Origin of the sequence: Pseudomonas sp. UBA6323 (genome assembly GCF_002439135.1) — a bacterium.
Lineage (GTDB): Bacteria > Pseudomonadota > Gammaproteobacteria > Pseudomonadales > Pseudomonadaceae > Aquipseudomonas.
In genome coordinates this window covers 1-23,266 of the sequence record NZ_DJSX01000072.1, presented here as the reverse complement: position 1 = coordinate 23,266, position 23,266 = coordinate 1, and the positions used below count along the sequence as shown (strand labels likewise).

26 protein-coding genes and 1 riboswitch are annotated in these 23,266 nt (G+C 64.8%); of the genes, 9 read left to right on the top strand and 17 right to left on the bottom strand.

The window, feature by feature from the left end; all coding sequences use genetic code 11:
• Positions 1 to 8: 8 nt before the first annotated feature.
• The 6 genes from nusB to nrdR form a co-directional block, all read right to left on the bottom strand.
• Positions 9 to 488 carry a transcription antitermination factor NusB gene (gene nusB / locus B3P22_RS17350; protein WP_161867412.1) on the bottom strand — a complete coding sequence of 160 codons (480 nt, stop codon included), beginning with the start codon at positions 486 to 488 and terminating at the stop codon, positions 9 to 11.
• A complete protein-coding gene (gene ribE, locus B3P22_RS17345; RefSeq protein WP_012019761.1) occupies positions 485 to 961 on the bottom strand; it encodes a 6,7-dimethyl-8-ribityllumazine synthase in 477 nt (158 codons plus the stop codon). Before ribE ends, nusB begins: the two co-directional genes overlap by 4 nt.
• Positions 962 to 1,207: 246 nt before the next feature.
• Positions 1,208 to 2,287 (bottom strand): bifunctional 3,4-dihydroxy-2-butanone-4-phosphate synthase/GTP cyclohydrolase II, encoded by a 1,080-nt coding sequence (gene ribBA, locus B3P22_RS17340; RefSeq protein ID WP_296271850.1) that lies wholly within the window; start codon positions 2,285 to 2,287, stop codon positions 1,208 to 1,210.
• An 11-nt stretch (positions 2,288 to 2,298) separates the two neighbouring features.
• Positions 2,299 to 2,961, bottom strand: coding sequence for a riboflavin synthase (locus B3P22_RS17335; RefSeq protein WP_072424492.1), 663 nt, complete (start codon positions 2,959 to 2,961; stop codon positions 2,299 to 2,301).
• A 126-nt stretch (positions 2,962 to 3,087) separates the two neighbouring features.
• Positions 3,088 to 3,242, bottom strand: a riboswitch (FMN riboswitch).
• Positions 3,243 to 3,306: 64 nt separating this feature from the next.
• A complete protein-coding gene (ribD, locus tag B3P22_RS17330; protein ID WP_296271849.1) occupies positions 3,307 to 4,422 on the bottom strand; it encodes a bifunctional diaminohydroxyphosphoribosylaminopyrimidine deaminase/5-amino-6-(5-phosphoribosylamino)uracil reductase RibD in 1,116 nt (371 codons plus the stop codon).
• Positions 4,419 to 4,886, bottom strand: coding sequence for a transcriptional regulator NrdR (gene nrdR, locus B3P22_RS17325; RefSeq protein WP_003243991.1), 468 nt, complete (start codon positions 4,884 to 4,886; stop codon positions 4,419 to 4,421). Before nrdR ends, ribD begins: the two co-directional genes overlap by 4 nt.
• Before the next feature lie 100 nt (positions 4,887 to 4,986).
• Between nrdR and B3P22_RS17320 the strand changes: the two genes are divergently transcribed.
• From B3P22_RS17320 to trxA, 3 genes are read left to right on the top strand one after another with little or no spacing between them, the layout of a single operon-like run.
• Positions 4,987 to 5,427, top strand: a complete 441-nt coding sequence (locus B3P22_RS17320; RefSeq protein ID WP_296271848.1) for a hypothetical protein — start codon at positions 4,987 to 4,989, stop codon at positions 5,425 to 5,427.
• A complete protein-coding gene (locus tag B3P22_RS17315; RefSeq protein WP_296271847.1) occupies positions 5,424 to 6,083 on the top strand; it encodes a class I SAM-dependent methyltransferase in 660 nt (219 codons plus the stop codon). Before B3P22_RS17320 ends, B3P22_RS17315 begins: the two co-directional genes overlap by 4 nt.
• Positions 6,084 to 6,137: 54 nt before the next feature.
• A complete protein-coding gene (trxA, locus tag B3P22_RS17310) occupies positions 6,138 to 7,010 on the top strand; it encodes a thioredoxin (protein WP_296271846.1) in 873 nt (290 codons plus the stop codon).
• A gap of 72 nt (positions 7,011 to 7,082) precedes the next feature.
• On the opposite strand, the gene B3P22_RS17305 is transcribed toward trxA, so the two are convergent.
• On the bottom strand, positions 7,083 to 7,430 hold the full coding sequence (locus tag B3P22_RS17305) for a hypothetical protein (RefSeq protein WP_197855582.1): 348 nt from the start codon (positions 7,428 to 7,430) through the stop codon (positions 7,083 to 7,085).
• A 113-nt stretch (positions 7,431 to 7,543) separates the two neighbouring features.
• On the opposite strand from B3P22_RS17305, the gene B3P22_RS17300 reads away from it, so the two are divergent.
• From B3P22_RS17300 to B3P22_RS17285, 4 genes are all read left to right on the top strand, one after another.
• The gene (locus B3P22_RS17300; RefSeq protein ID WP_296271845.1) at positions 7,544 to 8,128 is read left to right on the top strand and encodes a DUF2796 domain-containing protein; all 585 of its coding nucleotides are present in this window, start codon (positions 7,544 to 7,546) and stop codon (positions 8,126 to 8,128) included.
• Between the two features lie 74 nt (positions 8,129 to 8,202).
• The gene (locus B3P22_RS17295) at positions 8,203 to 8,910 is read left to right on the top strand and encodes an ABC transporter ATP-binding protein (protein ID WP_197855584.1); all 708 of its coding nucleotides are present in this window, start codon (positions 8,203 to 8,205) and stop codon (positions 8,908 to 8,910) included.
• Between the two features lies 1 nt (position 8,911).
• Entirely contained in the window at positions 8,912 to 10,177 is a 1,266-nt protein-coding gene (locus B3P22_RS17290) for an ABC transporter permease (RefSeq protein ID WP_296271844.1), read from the top strand.
• Positions 10,178 to 10,229: 52 nt separating this feature from the next.
• Positions 10,230 to 10,751 carry a DUF3299 domain-containing protein gene (locus B3P22_RS17285; protein ID WP_296271843.1) on the top strand — a complete coding sequence of 174 codons (522 nt, stop codon included), beginning with the start codon at positions 10,230 to 10,232 and terminating at the stop codon, positions 10,749 to 10,751.
• Between the two features lie 130 nt (positions 10,752 to 10,881).
• Here B3P22_RS17285 and B3P22_RS17280 read toward each other — a convergent pair whose 3' ends face one another.
• Genes B3P22_RS17280 through B3P22_RS17255 form a run of 6 tightly spaced genes read right to left on the bottom strand, consistent with a single transcriptional unit; the run spans position 10,882 to position 15,747 of the window.
• Positions 10,882 to 11,979: a tetratricopeptide repeat protein gene (locus B3P22_RS17280; protein ID WP_296271842.1), complete on the bottom strand. Its 1,098-nt coding sequence runs from the start codon at positions 11,977 to 11,979 to the stop codon at positions 10,882 to 10,884.
• A gap of 2 nt (positions 11,980 to 11,981) precedes the next feature.
• Positions 11,982 to 12,665 carry an energy transducer TonB family protein gene (locus B3P22_RS17275; protein ID WP_197855588.1) on the bottom strand — a complete coding sequence of 228 codons (684 nt, stop codon included), beginning with the start codon at positions 12,663 to 12,665 and terminating at the stop codon, positions 11,982 to 11,984.
• Entirely contained in the window at positions 12,665 to 13,075 is a 411-nt protein-coding gene (locus B3P22_RS17270) for an ExbD/TolR family protein (RefSeq protein WP_021489595.1), read from the bottom strand. Before B3P22_RS17270 ends, B3P22_RS17275 begins: the two co-directional genes overlap by 1 nt.
• 11 nt (positions 13,076 to 13,086) lie before the next feature.
• Positions 13,087 to 13,635, bottom strand: a complete 549-nt coding sequence (locus B3P22_RS17265) for a MotA/TolQ/ExbB proton channel family protein (RefSeq protein ID WP_197855589.1) — start codon at positions 13,633 to 13,635, stop codon at positions 13,087 to 13,089.
• The gene (locus tag B3P22_RS17260) at positions 13,628 to 14,977 is read right to left on the bottom strand and encodes a MotA/TolQ/ExbB proton channel family protein (RefSeq protein WP_296271841.1); all 1,350 of its coding nucleotides are present in this window, start codon (positions 14,975 to 14,977) and stop codon (positions 13,628 to 13,630) included. The genes B3P22_RS17265 and B3P22_RS17260 overlap by 8 nt, the downstream gene beginning before the upstream one ends.
• A complete protein-coding gene (locus B3P22_RS17255) occupies positions 14,974 to 15,747 on the bottom strand; it encodes a DUF3450 domain-containing protein (protein ID WP_003463253.1) in 774 nt (257 codons plus the stop codon). The genes B3P22_RS17260 and B3P22_RS17255 overlap by 4 nt, the downstream gene beginning before the upstream one ends.
• Positions 15,748 to 15,938: 191 nt before the next feature.
• Here B3P22_RS17255 and B3P22_RS17250 point away from each other — a divergent pair, with 191 nt between their 5' ends.
• Entirely contained in the window at positions 15,939 to 16,622 is a 684-nt protein-coding gene (locus tag B3P22_RS17250; RefSeq protein ID WP_197855591.1) for an OmpW family outer membrane protein, read from the top strand.
• A 55-nt stretch (positions 16,623 to 16,677) separates the two neighbouring features.
• Here the strand turns inward: B3P22_RS17250 and B3P22_RS17245 are convergent, their stop codons facing one another.
• From B3P22_RS17245 to B3P22_RS17230, 4 genes are read right to left on the bottom strand one after another with little or no spacing between them, the layout of a single operon-like run.
• A complete protein-coding gene (locus B3P22_RS17245) occupies positions 16,678 to 17,598 on the bottom strand; it encodes an NAD-dependent epimerase/dehydratase family protein (protein WP_296271840.1) in 921 nt (306 codons plus the stop codon).
• On the bottom strand, positions 17,591 to 18,475 hold the full coding sequence (locus B3P22_RS17240) for a sugar nucleotide-binding protein (RefSeq protein WP_296271839.1): 885 nt from the start codon (positions 18,473 to 18,475) through the stop codon (positions 17,591 to 17,593). The genes B3P22_RS17245 and B3P22_RS17240 overlap by 8 nt, the downstream gene beginning before the upstream one ends.
• A 19-nt stretch (positions 18,476 to 18,494) precedes the next feature.
• Positions 18,495 to 18,986: a single-stranded DNA-binding protein gene (locus B3P22_RS17235; RefSeq protein ID WP_197855594.1), complete on the bottom strand. Its 492-nt coding sequence runs from the start codon at positions 18,984 to 18,986 to the stop codon at positions 18,495 to 18,497.
• 18 nt (positions 18,987 to 19,004) lie between these two features.
• Positions 19,005 to 20,390, bottom strand: coding sequence for an MFS transporter (locus tag B3P22_RS17230; protein ID WP_296271838.1), 1,386 nt, complete (start codon positions 20,388 to 20,390; stop codon positions 19,005 to 19,007).
• 191 nt (positions 20,391 to 20,581) lie between these two features.
• On the opposite strand from B3P22_RS17230, the gene uvrA reads away from it, so the two are divergent.
• Positions 20,582 to 23,266 (top strand): excinuclease ABC subunit UvrA (gene uvrA, locus B3P22_RS17225; RefSeq protein WP_296271837.1); only part of this gene is annotated, 2,685 nt, incomplete at its 3' end.

Below are 23,266 nucleotides of genomic sequence, written 5' to 3'. Positions count from 1 at the left end.
CTAGGGCCTCAACGCTTGTTGGCGTTGACTTCGGCGGCACGCAGCGTAGGCGCAAGCTTGTCGAGGATGCCGTTGACGAACTTGTGCCCGTCGGTGGCACCGAACACCTTGGCCAGCTCGATACCTTCGTTGATCACCACCTTGTAGGGGACGTCGACGCGGTTCTTCAGCTCGTAGGTGGACAGGCGCAGGATGGCCAGTTCGACCGGATCGATCTCTTCCAGCGGACGATCGAGCAGCGGCGCGAAGGCACCGTCCAGCTCGGTCTTTTGCCGCGGCACGCCGTGCAGGATCTCGTGGAAATAGGCTCCATCGACCTTGCTGAAGTCATTGTCGACGCGGAACTGCGCCTCGATCTCGTTCAGCGGCTGCCCGGCGATGTGCCAGGAGTACAGGGCCTGCATGGCCAGGGTGCGGGCTTCGCGACGGGCGAGAATCTTGCCGCTGGGGCCCTTCTTGGCCGGCTGGCCGTTACCGGAGTTGCTCACTTGGCCTCCAACTGCGCCAGCAGGCTGACCATTTCCAGGGCAGACAGCGCAGCTTCGGCACCCTTGTTACCCGCCTTGGTGCCGGAACGTTCGATGGCTTGCTCGATGGAGTCGACGGTTAGCACGCCGAAGGCGACCGGAACACCGTATTCCATGGAGACCTGGGCCAGGCCCTTGGTGCACTCGCCGGCGACGTATTCGAAGTGCGGAGTGCCGCCACGGATGACCGCGCCCAGGGCGATGATCGCCGCGTACTCGCCACGCTGAGCGACCTTCTGGGTCACCAGCGGGATCTCGAAGGCGCCCGGCGCACGGATGATGGTGATGTCGCTCTCGCTGACACCGTGGCGAACCAGGGCGTCGATGGCGCCGCTGACCAGGCTCTCGACGACGAAGCTGTTGAAACGGCCTACCACCAGGGCGTATTTGCCCTTCGGGGCGATGAAGGTACCTTCGATGGTCTTCAGGGTCATGACGGGTCTCACATGGGTTAAAGAGCCGGAGCGCCTTGCGCTCCGAAAATAAAATTCGTTTGTCGGCGTAGCCCCCTTGCCACCGGCAGAGGGCTCGCTTTCTCCCCTCTCCCGCTTGCGGGAGAGGGGCTGGGGCGGCCCGCGTAGGGAGAGGGTTAGGCGTTGACCACGACACCCTCTCCCGCCCTGCGGGCACCCTCTCCCAGAGGGAGAGGGTCATCAGATGCGGCTCTGTCGAGCCGCTTCTTATTTAGACGGCAGGTATTCTACAACCTCGAGGTCGAAGCCGGATATCGCGTTGAACTTCATCGGCGAGCTCATCAGGCGCATCTTGCGCACGCCCAGGTCGCGCAGGATCTGCGAACCGGCGCCCACGGTGCTGTAGGTCGCAGGATTGGCCGGTTGCTGACGGCCGATCAGCGCCAGCAGCTCAGGGCCGGTCAGCGGGTTGCCGAGCAGCAGCACCACGCCACTGCCCGCCCTGGCCACTTCGGCCATGGCCGCACGCATGCTCCAGCGGCCCGGCTGATTGACCAGGAACAGGTCGCGCAGCGGGTCCATGTTGTGCACGCGCACCAGGGTCGGCTCTTCCGCGCAGACGGTGCCCAGAGTCAACGCCATGTGCGCGGTGTTCTCCACGCCATCACGGTAGGTCACCAGGTTGAACTGGCCCAGCTCGGTGTCCAACGGCTGCTCGCTGATGCGCTCGACGGTACGCTCGTGGATCAGGCGGTAGTGGATCAGATCGGCGATGGTGCCAATCTTCAGACCGTGCTCTTCAGCGAACTTTTCCAGCTCCGGGCGACGCGCCATGGTGCCGTCGTCGTTCATGATCTCGCAGATCACCCCGCTCGGTTCGAAACCGCCCATACGCGCCAGGTCGCAGGCCGCCTCGGTATGGCCGGCACGGGCCAGCACGCCGCCGGGCTGGGCCATCAGCGGGAAGATATGGCCGGGGCTGACGATATCTTCAGCCACAGCGTTGCGCGCGACCGCAGCCTGCACGGTACGCGCACGGTCAGCAGCCGAGATACCGGTGGTCACACCCTCGGCGGCCTCGATGGAGACGGTGAACTTGGTGCCGAAACCCGAGCCGTTGCGCGGCGACATCAGCGGCAGATTGAGCAGCTCGCAGCGCTCGCGGGTCATCGGCATGCAGATCAGGCCGCGGGCGAAGCGGGCCATGAAGTTGATGTGCTCGGCGGTGACGCATTCGGAGGCGATGATGATGTCGCCTTCGTTCTCGCGGTCCTCGTCATCCATGAGGATGACCATCTTGCCGGCGCGGATGTCTTCGATCAGTTCTTCAGCGGTATTGAGCGCCATCGGGCGTCTCCTCAATTCTTCAGGTAGCCGTGTTCGGCGAGAAAGCTTTCGGTGAGGCCCGAGGCCTTGGGCTCGGCGGCCTTGTCGCCGAGCAGCAGGCGCTCCAGGTAACGAGCCAGCAGATCGACCTCAAGGTTGACCTTACGCCCGGCCTGGTAGTCGACCATGATGGTCTCGGCCAGGGTGTGCGGCACGATGGTCAGTTCGAACTCGGCGCCATCGACGGCGTTGACGGTCAGGCTGGTTCCGTCGACGGTGATCGAGCCCTTGTGCGCGATGTACTTGGCCAATTCGCGCGGGGCGCGCACCCTGAACTGCACGGCGCGGGCATTATCGGCGCGCGAGACGATCTCGCCGACGCCATCGACGTGCCCACTGACCAGATGACCGCCGAGGCGACTGGTCGGCGTCAAAGCCTTCTCCAGATTCACTGCGCTGCCGGGCTTGAGATCGACAAAGGCGGTGCGCGCCAGCGTCTCGCGGCTGACGTCGGCCCAGAAGCCGTCGCCGGGCAATTCCACGGCGGTCAGGCAGATGCCGTTGACGGCGATGCTGTCGCCGAGCTTGACGTCGCCGAGGTCGAGTTTGCCGGTGGCCACGTAGACGCGCACGTCGCCGCCCTTGGGCGTCATGGCGCGGATACTGCCGATGGCTTCGATTATGCCGGTGAACATACGCCCTCCGGTTTCACGTTGAAGGTATTGCTGAACAGCATGGACGAACTCCTGTTTTGGTCAAAAACAGGGCAATGCCGATCGATAGGGATTTCACGGACACGCAAAAGGCGCCCGAGGAGGGAATCCCGCTCTCTCTTTATCCGGACTATACCGTCGGCCCCGGAATCGCACCGGGTCTGCTGGACCTCGTCCGGCAGATGCCATGACGAGCGCTCGCGGGCTAGGTTCTGCGAACCATTACCGCCGGTGGGGAATCTCACCCCGCCCTGAGAACGTTGCGGCCATATGCAAATGACCGCGTGGCGTTGTACCACATTTGCAACCGTAACGCATGGCCCCGCGCTAGGCGGTCTTCGGTACGGCGGTGACCTGCCAGTCCTCGCCAACGGCGCGGATATCTAGGATGCGCAGTTCCGTCGCCTCGGCCATGCGATCGAGCGGCAGCTCGAACAATGGCCGTGCGCTGGAACCCAGCAACTTGGGCGCAACGAAGATGCGGTACTCGTCCACCAGCCCGGCACGGGCGAAGGCGCCAGCCAGGCGCGGCCCGGCCTCGACCAGCACCTCGTTGACGCCGCGCCCGGCCAGCTCCTGCATCAGTTTGCGCAAGTCGACATGGCCATCGCTGCCCGGCACGGCAAGCAGTTCGTGGCCGTCCGCCTGGTAGCCGTCAGGAGCGATGGCGACAGCGCAGGTCGCCACCAGAGCAGAGCCGACCTGGAAGAAGGTTTGGTCCAACGGCACACGCAGGCGGCCATCGATCAGCACGCGCAGCGGCGGGCGACGCTGCGCCAGGGCGGTCAACTCGGCATCAAGCCCAAGCTCTTCGGGACGCACGGTCAGCCGTGCATCATCGGCCAGCACGGTGTCGGCGCCACTGAGCACCACGCTGGACTGCGCGCGTAAACGCTGCACCTCGGCGCGAGCGGCCGGCCCGGTGATCCACTGGCTTTCGCCGCTGGCCATCGCCGTGCGGCCATCCAGGCTCATCGCCGACTTGACCCGCACGAATGGCAGGCCACTTTCCATGCGTTTGATGAAGCCGACATTGAGCGCCCGCGCCTCGGCCTCCAGCACGCCGGACAGTACTTCGATTCCGGCGTTGGCCAGGCGCAACAGGCCACGCCCGGCGACTTGCGGGTTGGGGTCCTGCATCGCAGCGACTACCCGATCGACACCCGCTGCGACCAGTGCATCGGCGCACGGCGGCGTACGCCCGTGGTGACTGCAGGGCTCCAGGGTCACGTAGGCGGTGGCACCGCGCGCCCGCTCACCGGCCTGGCGCAGGGCGTGCACCTCGGCGTGCGGCTCGCCAGCCCGGGCATGCCAGCCCTCGCCGACGATTTCGCCGTCGCGCACGATGACGCAGCCAACCCGTGGGTTCGGATGAGTTGAATAAAGGCCTTTGCGCGCCAGCTTGAGGGCGCGCGCCATGAACAAGTGGTCGCGCTCGCTCATCGGCTTTTCGACGGCTCGCGGGCCAGACGCTCGATTTCTTCGCGGAATTCGTTGAGGTCCTGGAAGCGCCGATACACCGAGGCGAAACGAATGTAAGCCACCTCGTCGAGTTTGCTCAGCTCGGTCATCACCAGTTCGCCCAGCACCAGCGACTTCACCTCGCGCTCGCCAGTGGCGCGCAGTTGCTGCTTGATGCGGGCGATGGCCTCTTCCAGGCGCTCGACGCTGACCGGGCGTTTCTCCAGCGCGCGCTGCATGCCGGCGCGCAGCTTCTCTTCATCGAAGGGCTGGCGGCTGCCGTCCTGTTTGATCAGACGCGGCATTACCAGCTCGGCGGTTTCGAAGGTGGTGAAACGCTCGCCGCAGGCCACGCATTCGCGGCGGCGGCGGACCTGGTCGCCCTCGGCGACCAGACGGGAATCGATGACTTTGGTGTCGTTGGCGGCGCAGAAGGGACAATGCATGGCAGGCGCGGGCTGTTGGCGGCAAAGGCGTCATGGTAGCGCATAGAGGCAGCAAGACAAATTAAGCTATGGCAACGCACCTTCGAGAGCAGAACCTGCCATGAACCGATACCTGTCCTTCCTGCCAGTGGCGTTGAGCGGCCTGCTCGCCGCCTGTGCCAGCGAACCCACGGCTACCACACCGCCTGCCACGCCAACTCTGACAGAGACCGAAGCCAGTACGCCTATCGTCCAAGGCCCCGGCCTGCGCGGCGAGTTGATTGGCGTGGCCGCGGGCGCCGATGTCGATCTGGCGCTGCTGGGCGTGGACATGCGCGGCCGGCCGCGTGCCCTGCTCGGCCAGATCCATCTGCGTGGCAACGGCGAAGCGCTGCCGTTTCATCTGCCGGTGAGCGACCGGCAGGTACCGCAGGATTTACGCCTGGAACTGCGCGGCCGGGTCAGCCAGTCCGGGCGCCTGGTGCAACGCCTGCCGGCACGCACCATCGTTGAGTTAAGCGATCAGGATCTGGGGACGCTGCATCTGGTGCCGGCGCCATGAAGCCACCGGAAGCGCTGCAGCGGGCGCTGAGCGAACTGCTCGGCGATGCGCGCCTGGTGGCCGAAACCCTGCCGGGTACCGATATCGCCCTGTGGCTGATCGATGCCAGCAACATGGACCGCGCCTTCAACCCGGAGGAAACCCGGCGCATTCTCGAAGAGCCGCCCTACTGGTGCTTCTGCTGGGCCAGCGGCCTGGTGCTGACGCGCTGGCTGGCCGAGCGTCCCGAGTGGGTGCGCGGCAAGCGCGTACTGGATTTCGGCGCAGGCTCCGGCGTCGCGGCGATTGCCGCGGCCAAGGCCGGCGCCGCCGAGGTGGTGGCCTGCGACCTCGATCCCGTGGCACTGGCCGCCTGTCGCGCCAATGCCGAACTCAATGGCGTGACGCTGAACTACTCGGAAGATTTCTTCGCCGAGGCGGACCGCTACGACCTGATCCTGGTGGCCGACGTGCTTTACGACCGCGCCAATCTGCCACTGCTCGATCATTTTCTCAGCCGTGGGCGTCAGGCGCTGGTGGCCGACTCGCGGGTCAAGGACTTCCAGCATCCGCTCTACCAGCGCCTGGCCCTGCTGGATGGCTGCACCTGGCCGGATCTGGCCGAGCCGGCGGAATTTCGCGAGGTCAGTCTGTATCACGCGGCGCGCCCCTTGTAACCGCGCCCCGCTGCCCGCATTAATAGACCATTGCCCAGCTTTTCGAGACCGACCATGAGCGACTCCCCTTACATCTTCGACATCTCCGGCGCCGCCAGCTTCGAGCAACTGGTGATCGAGAACTCCTTTCACAAACCGGTGCTGGTAGACTTCTGGGCCGAATGGTGCGCCCCGTGCAAGGCGCTGATGCCGATGCTGGCGAAGATCACCGAGGAATATGCCGGTGAGCTGCTACTGGCCAAGGTCAACTGCGACATCGAGCAGGACATCGTCATGCGCTTCGGCATTCGCAGCCTGCCCACCGTGGTGCTGTTCAAGGACGGCCAACCGGTGGATGGCTTTGCCGGCGCCCAGCCGGAAGCGGCAATCCGCGAGATGCTAAAGCCCCACGTTGCCGAGCCGGCTCCGTCTACTGCCGACCCGATGGAAAGCGCCCAGGTCCTGTTCGCCGAAGGTCGCTTCGCCGAGACCGAGGCGCTGCTCAAGCAGGTGCTGACCGAAGACAACGAGAATGCAGGCGCGCTGATTCTCTACGCACGCTGCCTGGCTGAACGCGGCGAGCTGGGCGAGGCCGAAGAGGTGCTCGACGCCGTGAAGGGCGACGAACACAAGCAGGCACTGGCTGGCGCCAGGGCACAGCTGACCTTCCTGCGCCAAGCCGCCGACCTGCCTGACGCAGCCACGCTGAAAAGCCGCCTGGCGCAGAATGCCGAGGATGATGAGGCGGTTTATCAACTGGCCGTACAACAACTGGCGCGCCAGCAGTACGAAGCCGCGCTGGATGGTCTGCTCAAATTATTCGTGCGCAATCGCAGCTATGGCGACGGCCTGCCGCACAAGACGTTGCTACAGGTATTCGACCTGCTTGGCGGCGATCATCCGCTGGTCACCAGCTACCGCCGCAAGCTGTATCAGGCGATCTACTGAGAGCAGCGGCAAGCCTCAAGCTGCAAGCGGAATCAGGAGCCATGCGTCCTCTTGTAGCTTGCAGCTTGTAGCTTACTGCTGCTCTTGCCAGTGATAGATCGGCGCGTCTGCGCCGGTTTCCATGCGAATCTGCGCGCAGTGGCGCAGGCGCACCAGCAGGCGCTTGCCCGCGGCCTCCCCGCCGGCCAGCGCCGCCAGTTGCGCCATCAGTCGCGGCCCTTCCACCTGCCCGGCATCGCGCACCAGCTGCAAGGCGGTCTGCCACAGGGCATCACCCGCATCTAGCGTAGGGGCCGACACCGCCGCGTTGGCAGCCGGCGCGACAGCAACCTGTTGCGCCAGTTGCGCCCAGTCCTCGGCATCCAGCTCCAGTGTCAGGTCTACCGGCCAATCGCCGATTCGCCCACGAATTCTTACCATGTTCAGCCTCCAGTCAGGAATTACCATGCTCCCACGGCAGCGGCAGGCTGGCCAGTTCGCCACAAAAGTTGTTATAACGTAACAACTAAATCGCACCCACGCTGGAGACAACCATGCGCCACCTGCTGCTCGCTCTGCCCTTTGCCCTGCTGCCTCTGATCGCCGCCCAGGCGCATGAACACGGCCACGACCACGATCACCACCACGACAGCCTGGGCGCCCACGAGCACGGCGTCGCCAGCCTCAATGCAGCGCTGGACGGCAATCTGCTGGAGCTGCAGCTGGAAAGCCCGGCGATGAATCTGGTCGGTTTCGAGCATGCCGCCAAGAGCGATGCCGACAAGGCCAAGGTCGCCGCGGCCAAGCGCGAGCTGGAGCAGCCCATCGCGCTGTTCGCCCTCAACAGTGGTGACTGCAAGGCCACCGAAGTGGAACTGGAAAGCCCATTGTTCGGCGACGCTGACCACGACCACGACCACGACCACGACCACGACCATCATGATCATGAAGGCGAACACAGCGACATCCACGCGCACTATCGCTTCGAGTGCGCCAAGGCCAACGAATTGAAACAACTGGATCTCGTCGAACTGTTCAAACGCTTCCCCGCCACCGAGAAGATTCAGGTACAACTGATCGGCCCAAACGGCCAGCAGGGCGTGGAGCTGACGCCGGCGCAGCCACGTCTGAGCTTCTGACCTGCCACGCCCCATTGCCGGAGCGAGCGTCCCTCGCCCCGGCATGAGCGCCTTCCCCCGACTCGCAGTAGACAATGACCGAACCTCTGATCGAACTCGCCAATCTCGGCTTCGCCTGGCCCGGCCAGGCGCAGTTGCTGGATATTCCCACCTTCACCCTGGCGCGCGGTGAAACCCTGTTCCTCAAAGGCCCCAGCGGCAGCGGCAAGACCACTCTGCTTGGCCTGCTCGGCGGCGTACAACGCGCGCAAAGCGGCCATATCCGTCTGCTCGGCCAGGATCTGGGCCAACTCTCCGCCGGCGCCCGCGACCGCTTTCGCGTCGATCACACCGGCTACATCTTCCAGCAGTTCAACCTGCTGCCATTTCTTTCCGTACGCGAGAACGTCGAGCTGCCCTGCCGCTTCTCGCGTCTGCGTGCCGAACGCGCACGCCAGCGCCACGGCAGCATCGATGCGGCCGCCGCGGCGCTGCTCGACCATCTCGGCCTGCGCGCCGACCTGCTCGGCCGCCGCGCCGATGAGCTTTCCATCGGCCAACAGCAACGCGTTGCCGCCGCCCGGGCGCTGATCGGCCAGCCGGAACTGGTAATCGCCGACGAACCGACCTCGGCACTGGACTTCGACGCCCGCGAGGCCTTCCTGCAATTGCTCTTCGCCGAATGCCGCGCTGCCGGCGCCAGCCTGCTGTTCGTCAGCCACGACCAGAGCCTGGCTCAGCTGTTCGACCGTAACCTGTCACTGGCCGAACTCAACCGCGCCGCCAAGCCCGTCGAGGTCTGAGATGCATCTTCTTCGCATAGCCATGGCCAGCCTGGCCAACCGCCGTTTCACCGCGCTGCTCACTGTGTTCGCCATCGCCCTGTCGGTCTGCCTGTTGCTGGCCGTAGAGCGTGTGCGCACCGAAGCCCGCGCCAGCTTCGCCAATACCATCAGCGGCACCGACCTGATCGTCGGCGCCCGCTCGGGCAGCGTGAACCTGCTGCTGTACTCGGTATTCCGCATCGGCAACGCCACCAACAACATCCGCTGGGACAGCTTCGAGCGCTTCGCCAATCATCGCCAGGTCAAGTGGGCCATTCCCATCTCACTGGGCGACTCGCATCGCGGCTACCGGGTTATGGGCACCAGCACCGCCTATTTCGAACACTACCGTTACGCCCGCAGCCAGGCGTTGCAGCTGGCCGAAGGCCGCGCCTTCGCCGACGATCCCTTCGAAGTGGTGCTAGGCGCAGAAGTGGCGCAGGCACTGGGCTACGACCTCGGCGAAAAGATCGTCCTGGCTCATGGCGTCGCCACCATCAGCCTGGTCAAGCATGACGACAAACCCTTCACCGTGGTCGGCATCCTCGAACGCACCGGCACGCCGGTCGACCGTACCCTGCACATCTCCCTGGCCGGGATGGAAGCACTGCATGTCGATTGGCAGAACGGCATGCCGGCCCGCGGAGATGCTCGGGTCAGCGCCGATCAGGCGCGCACCATGGACCTGCAACCCAAGCAGATTACCGCCTTCATGCTCGGCCTCAACAGCAAGATCGCTACCTTCAGCCTGCAGCGCGAGATCAACGAGTTTCGCGGCGAGCCGCTGCTGGCGATTCTCCCAGGCGTAGCGCTGCAAGAGCTATGGAGCCTGATGGGGACCGCCGAGCAGGCACTGTTCGTGGTCTCGCTGTTCGTCGTGCTCACCGGCCTGATCGGCATGCTCACGGCGATTCTCACCAGCCTCAACGAGCGGCGCCGGGAGATGGCCATCCTGCGTTCGGTCGGCGCACGCCCCTGGCATATCGGCTGCCTGCTGGTGCTGGAAGCCTTCGCCCTGGCATTGGCCGGCGTAACCTGCGGTGTCGCGCTGCTGTACCTAGGTATCGCCGGCAGTCAGGGCTTCGTACAGGCCAACTACGGCCTGTACCTGGCCCTCAATGCCCCGTCCGCTTACGAATGGAAACTGCTGGGCAGCATTCTCGCCGCGGCCGTGGCGATGGGCAGTGTGCCGGCCTGGCGCGCCTATCGGCAGTCACTCGCCGACGGCTTGTCGATACGCCTGTAAAGCACGATTCGCCTGTACACTGTGCAGGCGAATCACTGCACAGAGGTAATCCATGTTCCGCCCCCTGCTCGCCAGCCTGCTGCTGACGCTGGCCCTGCCGCTGGCCGCCGCCGATGTGCGCGAAATCAACTGGTCCGATCTGATCCCGCCGGATGCGCCGCCGCAGGTCATCGACCCGACTCCGATTCACGACCTCTCGCAACTGGCCGATGCCCTGGCCGAATCCGGCCCGGCAGCCATGCAGCAATCGCCGGCCGCGCCGGTGGTCAAGGAGCTCAACGGCCAAGCGGTGAAACTGCCCGGCTATATCGTGCCGCTGGACGTGACCGACGAAGGCCGCGTGGTGGAGTTCCTGCTGGTACCCTACTTCGGCGCCTGCATTCACGTGCCGCCACCGCCCTCGAACCAGATCGTCCACGTTACCAGCGAGCTGGGTGTACTGCTCGATGCGCTGTACCAGCCTTTCTGGGTGGAAGGTCCGCTGAAAACCGAGCATGTCAGCAGCGAGCTGGCCGAGGTCGGTTACCAGATGGAAGCGGACAAGATCTACGCCTACGAACTGCCCGATAGCTGATCTTCGTAGGAGCGGCCTCAGCCGCAAAAAGATTCGCGGATAAATCGGAACGCCGCCCGCCGCGCCTACAAATACCTCTCCAAAGAAAAAGCCAGACATCAAGTCTGGCTTTTTCATATCCGTATCATCGTCAGCTACGACTGGCGACCCGATTTTCCCGTTCGAAGCGCAGCTCGCTTTCCGCCCACTGGCGCCAGGAACGCACCTTGGCGCGCTCGGCACCACCACGTTCGGCGCGCGCCAGTGCATCCAGGCCGGCCTGCCAGCGCGACTGCTCCAGCTCCAGCTGCGCGACGTACAGCCAATGCTTGCCGTTGCCACTGCGCTCGGCCAGCGGGCGCAGCACGCGCACCGCCGCAGAACGATCACGCGCCTGCCACCAGAACAGCCCGAGGCGCTCCTGACGGGCAGCGGTGTTGGCCAGCAGACCACTGTCGAGCATGCCGGCGAGCAGCTTGGCGCCTTGCCAGGGCTGATCGGCGGCGCCGGCCAGCAGCACCAGGTTGTCCAGTTCCGACTCGCTGAAACGCAGGCCCTTGCTGTGCGCCGCACGCAGGGTCGCCAGCGCCTTGTCGTTACTGCCGGCCATCTGCTGCAAACCGGCCAGTTGGCGCCAGCCCTTGGCATCGTTTGGCTGGCGCGCCAGCAACTGACGCTGCCAGCGCTCGGCCTGGGCATAGCGCTTCAGATCGGCATTGGCGCCCACCAGAAACTGCAGCCAGATGTCCGCGGCTTTGGGATTGGCCTGCACGTAACGCTCAGCCAGCGGCAACGCTTTGGCCGGCTGATTCATGCCCTGATAAGCCTGCACCAGCATCTGCAGCACCTCCTCGGAGGCACTGCCCTGATTAGGCGCCAGCAGCTCGACGACCTTGGCGTACCGGCGCTCGCCCAGGTTGAGCTTGGCCAGGTTGAGACGCTCGCCAGCCAGCATCTCGTCGTCCAGCTTGCCGCTGCGCAAGGCCTTATCAAGCCACTCGATGGCCTGACCGTTGTTGCCGGCCGACCAGGCCACGTAGGCCTTGCTGCGCCAGATCAGCGCCTCTTCGAGACTGCCGCTCTTGGCCTGGACCTCATCCAGCGCGCGCCGCGCCGCGCTGTAATCGCCCTTTTGCTGAGCGGCCTGCGCCGCATTCAGGGCCTTGAACACGGCTGGGTCGACGGTCTGTTGGGCCATACCGGGCACAGCCGCGGTACTGAGCATCACGAGCAACAACCAACGGTACATGGTCAGCTCCTTTCCAGACGGAAGTAGAGGGTCTTCACCGCTTCGCGGTCCACCGCCAGACCGCCTTCGGTACGTGGCGCAAAGCGCCAGCGTGCCGCGGCACGACGCGCTTCGCGCTCGAATACGTTACGCGGGTTGGCTTCCAGCACGCGGATGTTCTCCACACTGCCGGAGCGATTGATGGTGAAAGCCAGTTTGACGAAACCTTCGATGCCACGCTGCAGCGCATAGCGCGGGTATTCCGGGCGCACGTCGTTGAGCGGCATGACTTCGCTTTCCATCCCACCCATCTGCCCGCCGGATTCGGCGGCCTCGCTCGGCGGCGTCGGTGCCGGAGCACCCGGCGCAAGGCCGGACAGGCTCGGTGCCGGTGCGCTGTTGACGGCGATACCGCTGGCCAGGCTTGGCAGCTGGATGTCCAGCGCCGGCAGGTTGGCGCTCGGCGTGGCCGTTTGCGGGGTCGGCGGCGTGGGAGGCTGCGGCGTTTGCGGCGTCGGTGGCTGCGGCGCCTGCTGCCGCGTGCGGCTGGCGGTCTCGCTGGCGTTACCGTCCATACGCACGAAGTTGGCCACGCTGACCGGGTCCTGACTTACCTTGGCGCTCGGCGGCGCGACCATGTACAGCATCAGGGCGAAAAGCCCCAAGGCCATCAGGCAGGCGCCGAGAAAAGACAGCGGCAGGCGCATCAGTTGACTCCGCTACCGGCAGCCAGGGCGACATCCTGCACACCGGCCAGACGTGCCTGATCCATCACCTGGACCACCAGGCCGGTACGCGCATCCTGGTCGGCCTGCACCACTACCGCACCTTCCGGCTGGTCGACCCGCATGCGCTCGACATGCGCACGCACGCTGCGGATATCCACCGGCTGCTTGTCCATCCAGATCTGCCCGTCGGCGGTGACGGCGATGAGGATGTTGCCCTTGTCCTGCGGGCTGGCAGTCTCTGCCTGCGGGCGCTGCACCTCGACCCCGGACTCGCGGATAAAGGAGCTGGTGACGATGAAAAAGATCAGCATGATGAAGACCACGTCGAGCATCGGCGTAAGGTCGATGCCGGTGTCTTCGTCCTGCTGGTGGTGACGACGCATTCTCATGTTGGGCGATCTCAGTCGTGACGCAGCTGGTCGGCCAGCCGCTCGATGGCCTGGCTGGCTTCGCGTTCGAGGCGCGCCAGGCTGAACAATCCAGGAATGGCCAGGACCATGCCGGCCATGGTCGGCAGGGTTGCCTGCCACACGCCTGCGGCCATGCCGCGTGGGTTACCGGTACCGTTGAGGGCGAGCACGTCGAACACCGCGATCATGCCGAGCACGGTGCCAAGCAGGCCCAGCAGCGGATACAGCGCCACCAGGGTCTTGCCCAGGCGCAGCGGCGCTGCAAGCTGCTGACGCGCCTGCGCCAGCCAGGCCAGGCGCACGGCGCGCTGCCAGTTGCCGTTGTCATCGGCGAGCACCTGTTGCCAGGCTTCGCGGCGCTCCTGCACCCAGCGCGGAAAAATCCTGCGCATGTACCAGAAGCGCTCGAACACCAGCGTCCAGAACACCACGCAGAGCAGCGCCAGCGCCCACATCACCACGCCGCCGGCGCTCATGAAGTCGAGCAGTGCATAGGCACTGTCGACCGCACGCAGCCAGAAGGCGAAAAGATCAGTCACGACGCGGCGCTCCCGACAGGTGCAGGGCGATCAGGCCGGCGCTCTGCTGCTCCAGAATCTGGATCAGGCCCTTGCTGCGACTGGCCAGCAGGCTGTGCAGGAACAGCAGCGGAATGGCCACCACCAGGCCCAGTACGGTGGTCACCAGCGCCTGGGAGATACCATCAGCCATCAGGCGCGAGTCGCCGCCACCGCTCTGGGTGATGGCCTGGAAGGTCACGATCATGCCGGTCACGGTGCCCAGCAGGCCGAGCAGCGGCGCCACAGCGGCCAGCAGCTTGAGCAGGCCCTGGCCTTTTTCCAGCGGCGGTGTTTCCTGCAGAATCGCTTCGTCGAGCTTCAGCTCGAGGGTTTCCAGATCAGCCAGTTGCGGCTTGGCGCCCAGCACGCCGATCACGCGACCCAGCGGGTTGTCGGTCCGCGGTGCGCTGAGGTCGTGCATCTGCGCCTTGACGCCACTGCCGACGCGGCCCAGGTAGACCATGCGCCAGATGGCCAGAAGCAGACCGAAGGCGCCCAGCACGACAATCACCCAGCCGACCAGGCCACCCTGCTGCAGGCGATCCCACAGCGTCGGCTCCTGCTGCAGCTGCGCCAGCAGGCTGCCACGGCTCGGGTCGATGGGCAGCGTGGCGAGAGCACCGCTGCTGCCCAGGTAGTCCTGGACCTGGCCCAGGCCGGACGGCTGACGCGGCGGCGCCACCAGTTGCCCGGCGTCGGCGTCGTAACGCAGGAAGGCATCCTCGCCATACACGGCGAAGGCGCCAACGCGCAGCACCTGCTGCTCCTGACGCGAACCATCGGCATTTACCACCGGCAGCTGCAGGCGCTCGATACGGCCGCTGGCGGCCAGGTCTTCGAGCAGCAGCATCCAGTAGCCGTCAAGATCCTCGGCGGACGGCAGCGAGCGACTTTCGGCCAGCGCCTTGAGGCGCTTCAGGCGCTCGGGGTACTGGGCGTTGAGCAGGCTGTCCTGCCATTGCCCGGCGACGTCGCCGGCACTCTGGCGCACCACGCCGAACAGCTCGCCAAGGTGGCCGACACGCTGCGCCAGCAGTTTTTCCTGCTCGGCCAGCTCGGCTTCCTGACGGTCGAATTCGGCTTTGAGGCGCTCGCTTTCGGCCTTCTGGGTATTCAGCGCGGAACGCGCGGTGGCCAGCAACTGGGCCTGCTCGCCGCGCTTGGCGAGGAACGCCTGCTCGCGCTCCTGCATGGCGCTGACTTCGGCGGCGCGCTCGCTGCGGATGCGCTGCAGCAGTTGATCGGGGTTGAGGGTTTCGGCCACGGCGGCCAGTGCCGGCAACAGGCTGAGCGCCAGTACGGCTACAACACGACGACTCATTGTGCGGCCTCCTCGGCCAGGGTCTTGATCGGCAGGGACAGCACGGCGGGCGCCTGTTGCTGACGGGCGATGGCGATGGCCTGGGTCAGCGGACGACGCGCGCTGCCGTCGAGCACTTCCCATGCCTTGGTCTGCGGGTTCCACCAGCCGCTCTCGTGGGCATCGAGGGTCTGGTAATAGAGCATGCTGCGGCCAAGGCGCAGGAATTCAACGCTGCGCGAACCACCGTCGGCCTGGTTCAGCTCGCCACGCCAGGCTTCGAGCGTACGGCCATAATCGCTCTCGATCTGATAGGCCTCGAGGATGCGGCGGTATTTGTCGGCCAGGCTGACGTCGGCGCGCGGCAGCAGATCCTGCAATTGCGCCAGCCGGTCTTCACGCTCTTCGGGCAGGAACGGCAGGTCGGCGGCGATGAACTCACCCAGCACCTCGACCATCTTGACCATCTGCGGGCTCACCGCTTCCTGGGTACGTTCGATGCCATCGAGCTGCTTCTGATAACTGGCCAGCTCCTGGCGCTGGGCTTCAACCAGGTCACGAAGTTGACTGTTATAACCTTTCAAAGCCTCAGCCTGCTGCAAGGCATTTCGGTACTCGGTCAGCATCTCACGGCTGGCGTCATCCAGTTGCTCGACACGACCCTGCGAGGCTTTTGCCTCGGCGGCCAGGCGCTGACTTTCATCGAGCGCGGCATCCAGCGGCGCAGCAGCCAGCGAGCCGCTGGCCAACATCAGGGCCACGGCCAGGGAACGGAGGGGGAAGCGATTCATGCGCAAAGGGTCCTCAACAGACGGGCTTGCCTCAAAAAGAGAAACATTATCATCTAGAGATGCATTTGAAGCAATGGACAAAACACCGCAGCAGAGCCCGTCGATCTATTGAGCCAGGTCAAAAAGCGGATTGTTGCTTGGCTTAGCATTGATTTCAGCCAAGACACAACCGACTCGAATTGGAGCTCGCTATGTACAAGTCACTGTTCACTGCCTCACTGCTGGCCCTGGCCATCGCTGCCCCCATCGCTCAGGCTCACCAGGCTGGCGACATCATCGTCCGCGCCGGCGCCATCACCGTCGATCCGCATGAGGACAGCGGCAACATCGATCACGCCGTACTGGGCAAAGTCGCTGGCAGCGGCGCGACCCTGAACAGCGATACCCAGCTGGGCCTGAACTTCGCCTACATGGTCACCGACAACTTCGGCATCGAATTGCTGGCAGCCACACCTTTCAGCCATGACGTCGGTGTCAAGGGCATGCCGGGCGCCTTTGCCGGCCTGAACGGCAAGCTGGGCAGCCTCAAGCACCTGCCGCCGACCATCAGCGCCGTCTACTATCCGCTGGACAAGAGCTCGGCCTTTCAGCCCTACGTCGGCGTCGGTATCAACTACACCTGGTTCTTCGATACCGAACTGAGCAGCGAAGCCGAAGCCAAGGGTTTCCGTGGCCTGGACATGAAGGACTCCTGGGGCCTGGCCGGACAGATCGGCATGGACTACATGCTGAGCGACAACCTGATGCTCAACGCCCAGGTGCGCTACATCGATATCGATACCACCGGCACCACTCACCTGGCCGGCGACAAGGTCAAGGTGGATGTGGACGTCGATCCATTCGTCTACATGGTCGGCCTGGGTTACAAGTTCTGATAGACCACGCAGAAACGAGAAAGCCGGCGAATGCCGGCTTTTTCATGGGTTCGATTCACTGCCCGAGCAATTGACGCAACCCTTCACGCAGCGGCGTCTGCTGCGGCATCCGGTAGTGCGCCTGCAAACGCGTATTGTCGGCGCGCGAGTGGCGGATATCGCCAGCACGCGCCGGCAAATGCGTCACCTGCGGCAGACCGCCGCAAAGCGCACCGATCTCCGTCAGCAGCTGGTTGAGACTGACGGCCTGCTTCCAGCCAACATTGACCGGTTGCTCGACAAACTCACCGAGCAGGCCCTGCAACAGCAGCTCGATCAGATCGCCGACATAAAAGAAATCACGGGTCTGCTCGCCGTCGCCAAAAACGCTGATCGGCAGTCCCTGCTGCGCCCGCTGGGTGAAAATACTGATCACCCCGGAGTATGGCGACGATGGATCCTGGCGCGGCCCGAAGATATTGAAGAAACGAAATACCACTGGTTCCAGCGCGTGCTGACGGCGATAGAAATCCAGGTAGTGCTCGCTGGCGAGCTTATCGGCCGCATAGGGCGTTAATGGCGCCTTGGCGGTGACCTCGTCGATCGCGACGCCTTCACCGTTGTTGCCATAGATCGCCGCACTGGAGGCATAGATCACACGTCGCACGCCGTGCTGACGCATGGCCTCGCAGATATTCAGGGTACCGATGAAGTTGCTCTGATGCGTCGCTACCGGATCATCCACCGAAGCCTGCACCGATGCTACCGCAGCCAGATGCGCCACGGCGGAACAGCCGGCGACCGCGCGGGCGACCACCTCGGCATCGGCGACGTCACCTTCGATGAAGTGCAATCGCGGATTGTCCAACGGCAGGTTGCTGCGCTTGCCCATGGACAAATTGTCCAGCGCACGCACGCTGTGGCCAGCCGCCAGCAAGGCATCGACCAGGTGCGAACCGATAAAGCCGGCGCCGCCGGTTACAAGAATTTCAGCCATGACGGTAATAACGGTCCAGCAGGCTCGGCAAACCGGAACGCCAGGCGCGTGGTTTGATGCCGAAAGTGTGAAGAATCTTCTTGCAGGCCAGCACCGCGTGCTGCGGCTCGTCGGCAGCATCCGGGCGAGCGGCGTGGGCCTGGGGCGCGACGTCCTCGACCAGGTTGCTGCGATAGTGACGCGCCTCGCTCAGTATCGCCTGCCCCAGGCTCAGCGACGTGCTGGCCTCGTGACCACCGTAATGATAGGTGCCCCACAGCGGCGACTCGCAATCGAGCTGCTTGAGTACCGCCAGAAGCACCCGTGCGGCATCGTCCACCGGGGTGGGGTTGCCGCGCCGATCATCGGCGAGATACAGCGCCTCGTCGCGCTCGGCGCGCAGCAGAAAGCGCCCCAGCAGCCCTTCACGGCTGTCATCGAGCAACCAGCCGAAGCGCAGCAGCACATGTCGCGGACAGATCGCCCGCACGCTCTGCTCCAGCCGCCACAATGCCTGGCCACGCAGCCCCAGAGGTACCGGCTCTTCCTTTTCGCTGTAGGCGGTGACGCGCGAACCGTCGAACACGCGGTAGCTGGACGGCTGCAGTAGCACGATAGAGTGGTGCTGGCACAGCTCGGCCAGACGCTCCACCGCGCGTTCCTGGGTTTGCAGACGCGACTCGGCCACCGACTCGGCCTGGAACCAGTCGAAGTAGTAAGCCAGGTTGATCAGCGCATCCGGGCGGGTATCGTCGAGCAGCTCGGTCAGGCTGGCAGCATCCCAGCCCTCTTCCGGCGGACGTGGCGCAAGGAAGCTGATGTCTTCCTCGGCGCCAAGACGGATCAGCGCTTGCCCCAGGGCACTACCGCCGCCCAGCAGCATCAGGCGCATTCGCATAGGCTAGAGCCCGCTCGGATCAGAACGGGATGTCGTCATCGAAACTGTCGTAGTCAGGTGCTGGCTGGGCCTGCTGCGGCGCAGGGCGCTGCTGACGCGGGGCCTGTTGCGGCTCGCGCTGCGGGGCCGGACGCGATTGGCGCGGCGCACCGCCTTCATCACCGCTCGGACGACCGCCCAGCAGCTGCATGGTGCCCTGCATGTCAACGATGATCTCGGTGGTGTAGCGCTTGATGCCGTCCTTTTCCCACTCGCGGGTTTGCAGCTTGCCTTCGATGTACACCTGCGAACCCTTGCGCAGGTATTCGCCGGCGATCTCGGCGACCTTGCCGAACAGCGCGACGCGGTGCCATTCGGTCTTCTCGACCTTCTGCCCGGTCTGCTTGTCGGTCCACTGCTCGCTGGTGGCCAGGCTCAGGTTGGTCACCGCGTTGCCGCTGGGCAGGTAGCGTGTTTCCGGGTCCTGGCCGCAGGTGCCGACCAGAATGACTTTGTTAACCCCACGGGCCATAACGTTCTCCTAGGCTGCTCACGCCGCGGGCGCCGATGCGATCAGGCGCTCCACTGACGTGCGATCCACTTGTTGGGTATCGACTTTGATATAGATGGCCGCTTCGTCGACCACCACCACGGCGTCCGCCACTCCCGGCGTCGCCTTGAGGCGTTCGACCAGTCCGACATCGGCCAGTGCCGCGGCATCGAGCGGCAGGCGCAAACTGGTCACGTACGGCGGTTCGCGCATAGTAACAGCAATGGCCAGCCAAATTGCACAGAGCACGGCACAGCCGATGAACACACCGCCCAACCCCACATGCTGGTACAGCCAGCCGCCGAGAATGCCGCCCAGCGCGGCACCGAGGAACTGACTGGTTGAGTAAACGCCCATCGCCGTGCCCTTGCCGCCCGCTGGCGCAACCTTGCTGACCAGCGACGGCAGCGAGGCCTCGAGCAGGTTGAAGGCAGTGAAGAACACCACGATGCCCAGCACCAGCGTGCGCAGACTGTTGCCGAAGAGGGCGAAGTAAAGCTCGCAGAGCAGCAACACCGTTACTGCCCCGAGCAATACGCGCTTCATCTGACGCTTCTTCTCGCCGTAGATGATGAACGGCACCATGCCGAAGAAACCGATCAACAACGCGGTGAGATAGACCCACCAGTGTTCTTCCTTGACCAGCCCGCCCTGCTCCACCAGCGCCAGCGGCAAGGCGACGAAACTCGCCATCAGCACCGCATGCAGGGCCAGGATGGCGAAGTCCAGACGCAGCAGGTCGCCATGCTTGAGAGTCGGCCACAGCGCCTGCGCCGCCACACCGGACTCGCGATGCTGCAGCGGCCCGGCATCTTTCGGCACGATTCCGACGACGATCAGGATGCCGAGCAACGCCAGCGCCCCGGTGGCCCAGAACAACCCGGACAGGCCGAAGGCGCGTGTCAGCAGCGGGCCGACCACCATGGCCACGGCGAACGACAGGCCGATGCTCATGCCGATCATGGCCATGGCCTTGGTCCGGTGCTGTTCGCGGGTCAGGTCAGAGAGCAGCGCCATTACTGCCGCGGAAATCGCTCCGGCACCCTGCAACACGCGCCCGGCGATCACGCCCCAGATCGAGTCGGCATTGGCCGCCAGCACGCTGCCGGCGGCGAAGATCAGCAGACCGACATAGATCACCGGACGTCGGCCGATGCGATCGCTGATGATGCCGAAGGGAATTTGCAGCACAGCCTGAGTCAAACCATAGGCACCGATGGCCAGACCGATCAGCGCAGGCGTACTGCCGGTCAGGTCCATGCCGTAGGTGGCCAGCACCGGCAACACCATGAACATACCCAGCATACGAAACGCGAACACCATGGCCAGGCCGCCGGCCGCGCGGGTCTCGCTACTACTCATGCGCTCGCTGTGCGGATCGTGCATCGGATAAATCCTGAGGAAATCAGCCGGCGATTCTAGCAGCAGGCGCCGTTTCGGCACAGGCGCACACTTTGCCGCAGGGTAGCTGCAAGCCCTATACTCGACCGTTTTCCGCCCGCCCAGCGAGGCCCGTTGCAAGCCGCCAGCGTTTGATGCGGCAGTGGCAACACAGACAGCTTTCAGAGGTTCCCTAAGTGGACAAAATCCTGATCCGTGGGGCACGTACCCACAACCTCAAGAACATCGACCTGACCCTGCCGCGCGACAAGCTGATCGTGATCACCGGCCTGTCCGGTTCCGGCAAGTCCTCGCTGGCGTTCGACACCCTGTACGCCGAAGGCCAGCGCCGCTACGTCGAGTCGCTGTCGGCCTATGCCCGGCAGTTCCTGTCGATGATGGAAAAGCCCGACGTCGATACCATCGAAGGCCTCTCCCCGGCCATTTCCATCGAGCAGAAGTCCACTTCACACAACCCACGCTCGACCGTCGGCACCATCACCGAGATCTACGACTACCTGCGCCTGCTCTACGCCCGCGTCGGGACGCCGCGCTGCCCGGATCACGACGTACCACTGGAGGCGCAGACCGTCAGCCAGATGGTCGACCAGGTGCTGGCCCTACCCGAAGGTCGCAAGCTGATGCTGCTCGCCCCCGTCGTGCGCGAGCGCAAGGGCGAGCACCTGTCGGTGTTCGAGGAGCTGCGCGCGCAGGGCTTCGTCCGCGCCCGGGTCAACGGCAAGCTGCATGAGCTGGACGAGCTGCCCAAGCTGGACAAGCAGAAGAAGCACTCCATCGATGTGGTGGTGGATCGCTTCAAGGTGCGCGAAGACCTGCAGCAGCGCCTGGCCGAATCCTTCGAGACCGCCCTCGGTCTGGCCGACGGCATCGCCCTGATCGCCCCTATGGACGATGAGCCGGGCGAAGAGATCATTTTCTCCGCGCGCTTCGCCTGCCCGCACTGCGGCCACTCGATCAGCGAACTGGAGCCCAAGCTGTTCTCCTTCAACAACCCGGCCGGCGCCTGCCCCACCTGCGACGGCCTGGGCGTGAAGCAGTTCTTCGACGGCAAACGCCTGGTCAATGGCGAGCTGACCCTGGCCGAAGGCGCCATCCGCGGCTGGGACCGGCGCAATGTCTACTACTTCCAGATGCTGGGTTCACTGTCCAACCACTATGGCTTCAGCCTGGAGGAGCCGTTCGACGACCTGAGCGCCGAACACCAGAAAGTCATCCTGTTCGGCAGCGGCACGCAGAGCGTGGACTTCAAGTACCTCAACGACCGCGGCGATATCGTCAAACGCTCGCACCCGTTCGAGGGCATCATCCCCAACCTCGAGCGCCGCTACCGCGAGACCGAGTCGACCAGCGTGCGCGAGGAGCTGGCCAAGTTTCTCAGCACCCAGCCCTGCCCCGATTGCCGCGGTACGCGCCTGCGCCGCGAGGCACGGCACGTCTGGGTCGGCGAGAAGACCCTGCCGGCGGTCACCGGCCTGCCGGTGGGTGATGCCTGCGATTACTTCGGTGATCTGCACCTGACCGGCCGCCGTGGCGAGATCGCCGAGAAGATCCTCAAGGAAATCCGCGAGCGCCTGCAGTTCCTGGTCAATGTCGGCCTCGACTACCTGACCCTCGATCGCAGCGCCGACACCCTGTCCGGTGGCGAAGCGCAGCGCATCCGCCTGGCCAGCCAAATCGGTGCCGGCCTGGTGGGCGTCATGTACATCCTCGACGAGCCGTCCATCGGCCTGCACCAGCGCGATAACGAGCGCCTGCTGGCCACCCTCACCCACCTGCGCAACCTGGGCAATACGGTGATCGTCGTCGAGCACGACGAGGACGCCATTCGCCTGGCCGACTACGTGGTGGACATTGGCCCCGGCGCCGGCGTGCACGGCGGGCAGATCGTCTCGCAGGGCACTCCCGATCAGGTGATGGCCGACCCCGAGTCGTTGACCGGCAGCTACCTGTCCGGTCGCAAGAAGATCCAGTACCCGGCCACCCGCACCCCGCGCGACAAGAAGAAGTCGCTGAAGCTCAAGGGTGCACGCGGCAACAACCTGCGCAAGGTCGACCTGGAGATCCCGGTCGGCCTGCTCACCTGCGTCACCGGCGTGTCCGGCTCGGGCAAGTCGACGCTGATCAATAACACCCTGTTCCCCATCACCGCCACCGCGCTCAACGGCGCCACCAGCCTGGAAGCGGCGCCGCACGACTCGTTCGACGGCCTGCAGCACCTGGACAAGGTGGTGGACATCGACCAGAGCCCGATCGGCCGCACCCCGCGCTCCAACCCGGCCACCTACACCGGCCTGTTCACGCCGATCCGCGAGCTGTTCGCCGGCGTGCCGGAATCGCGCTCGCGCGGCTACGGGCCGGGGCGTTTCTCCTTCAACGTCAAGGGTGGGCGCTGCGAGGCCTGCCAGGGCGACGGCGTGATCAAGGTGGAGATGCACTTCCTGCCGGACATCTACGTGCCGTGCGACGTGTGCAAGGGCAAGCGCTACAACCGCGAAACCCTGGAAGTGAAGTACAAGGGCAAGAGCATCACCGAAGTGCTGGACATGACCATCGAGGACGCCCGCGCCTTCTTCGACGCCGTCCCGGCCATCGCCCGCAAGCTGCAGACGCTGATGGACGTGGGGCTGTCCTACATCAAGCTGGGCCAGTCGGCGACCACTCTCTCCGGTGGCGAGGCGCAGCGGGTCAAACTGAGTCGCGAACTGAGCAAGCGCGACACCGGCAAGACCCTGTACATTCTTGACGAGCCGACCACCGGCCTGCATTTCGCCGATATCCAGCAACTGCTCGACGTGCTGCACCGCCTGCGCGACCACGGCAACACCGTGGTGGTGATCGAACACAACCTGGACGTGATCAAG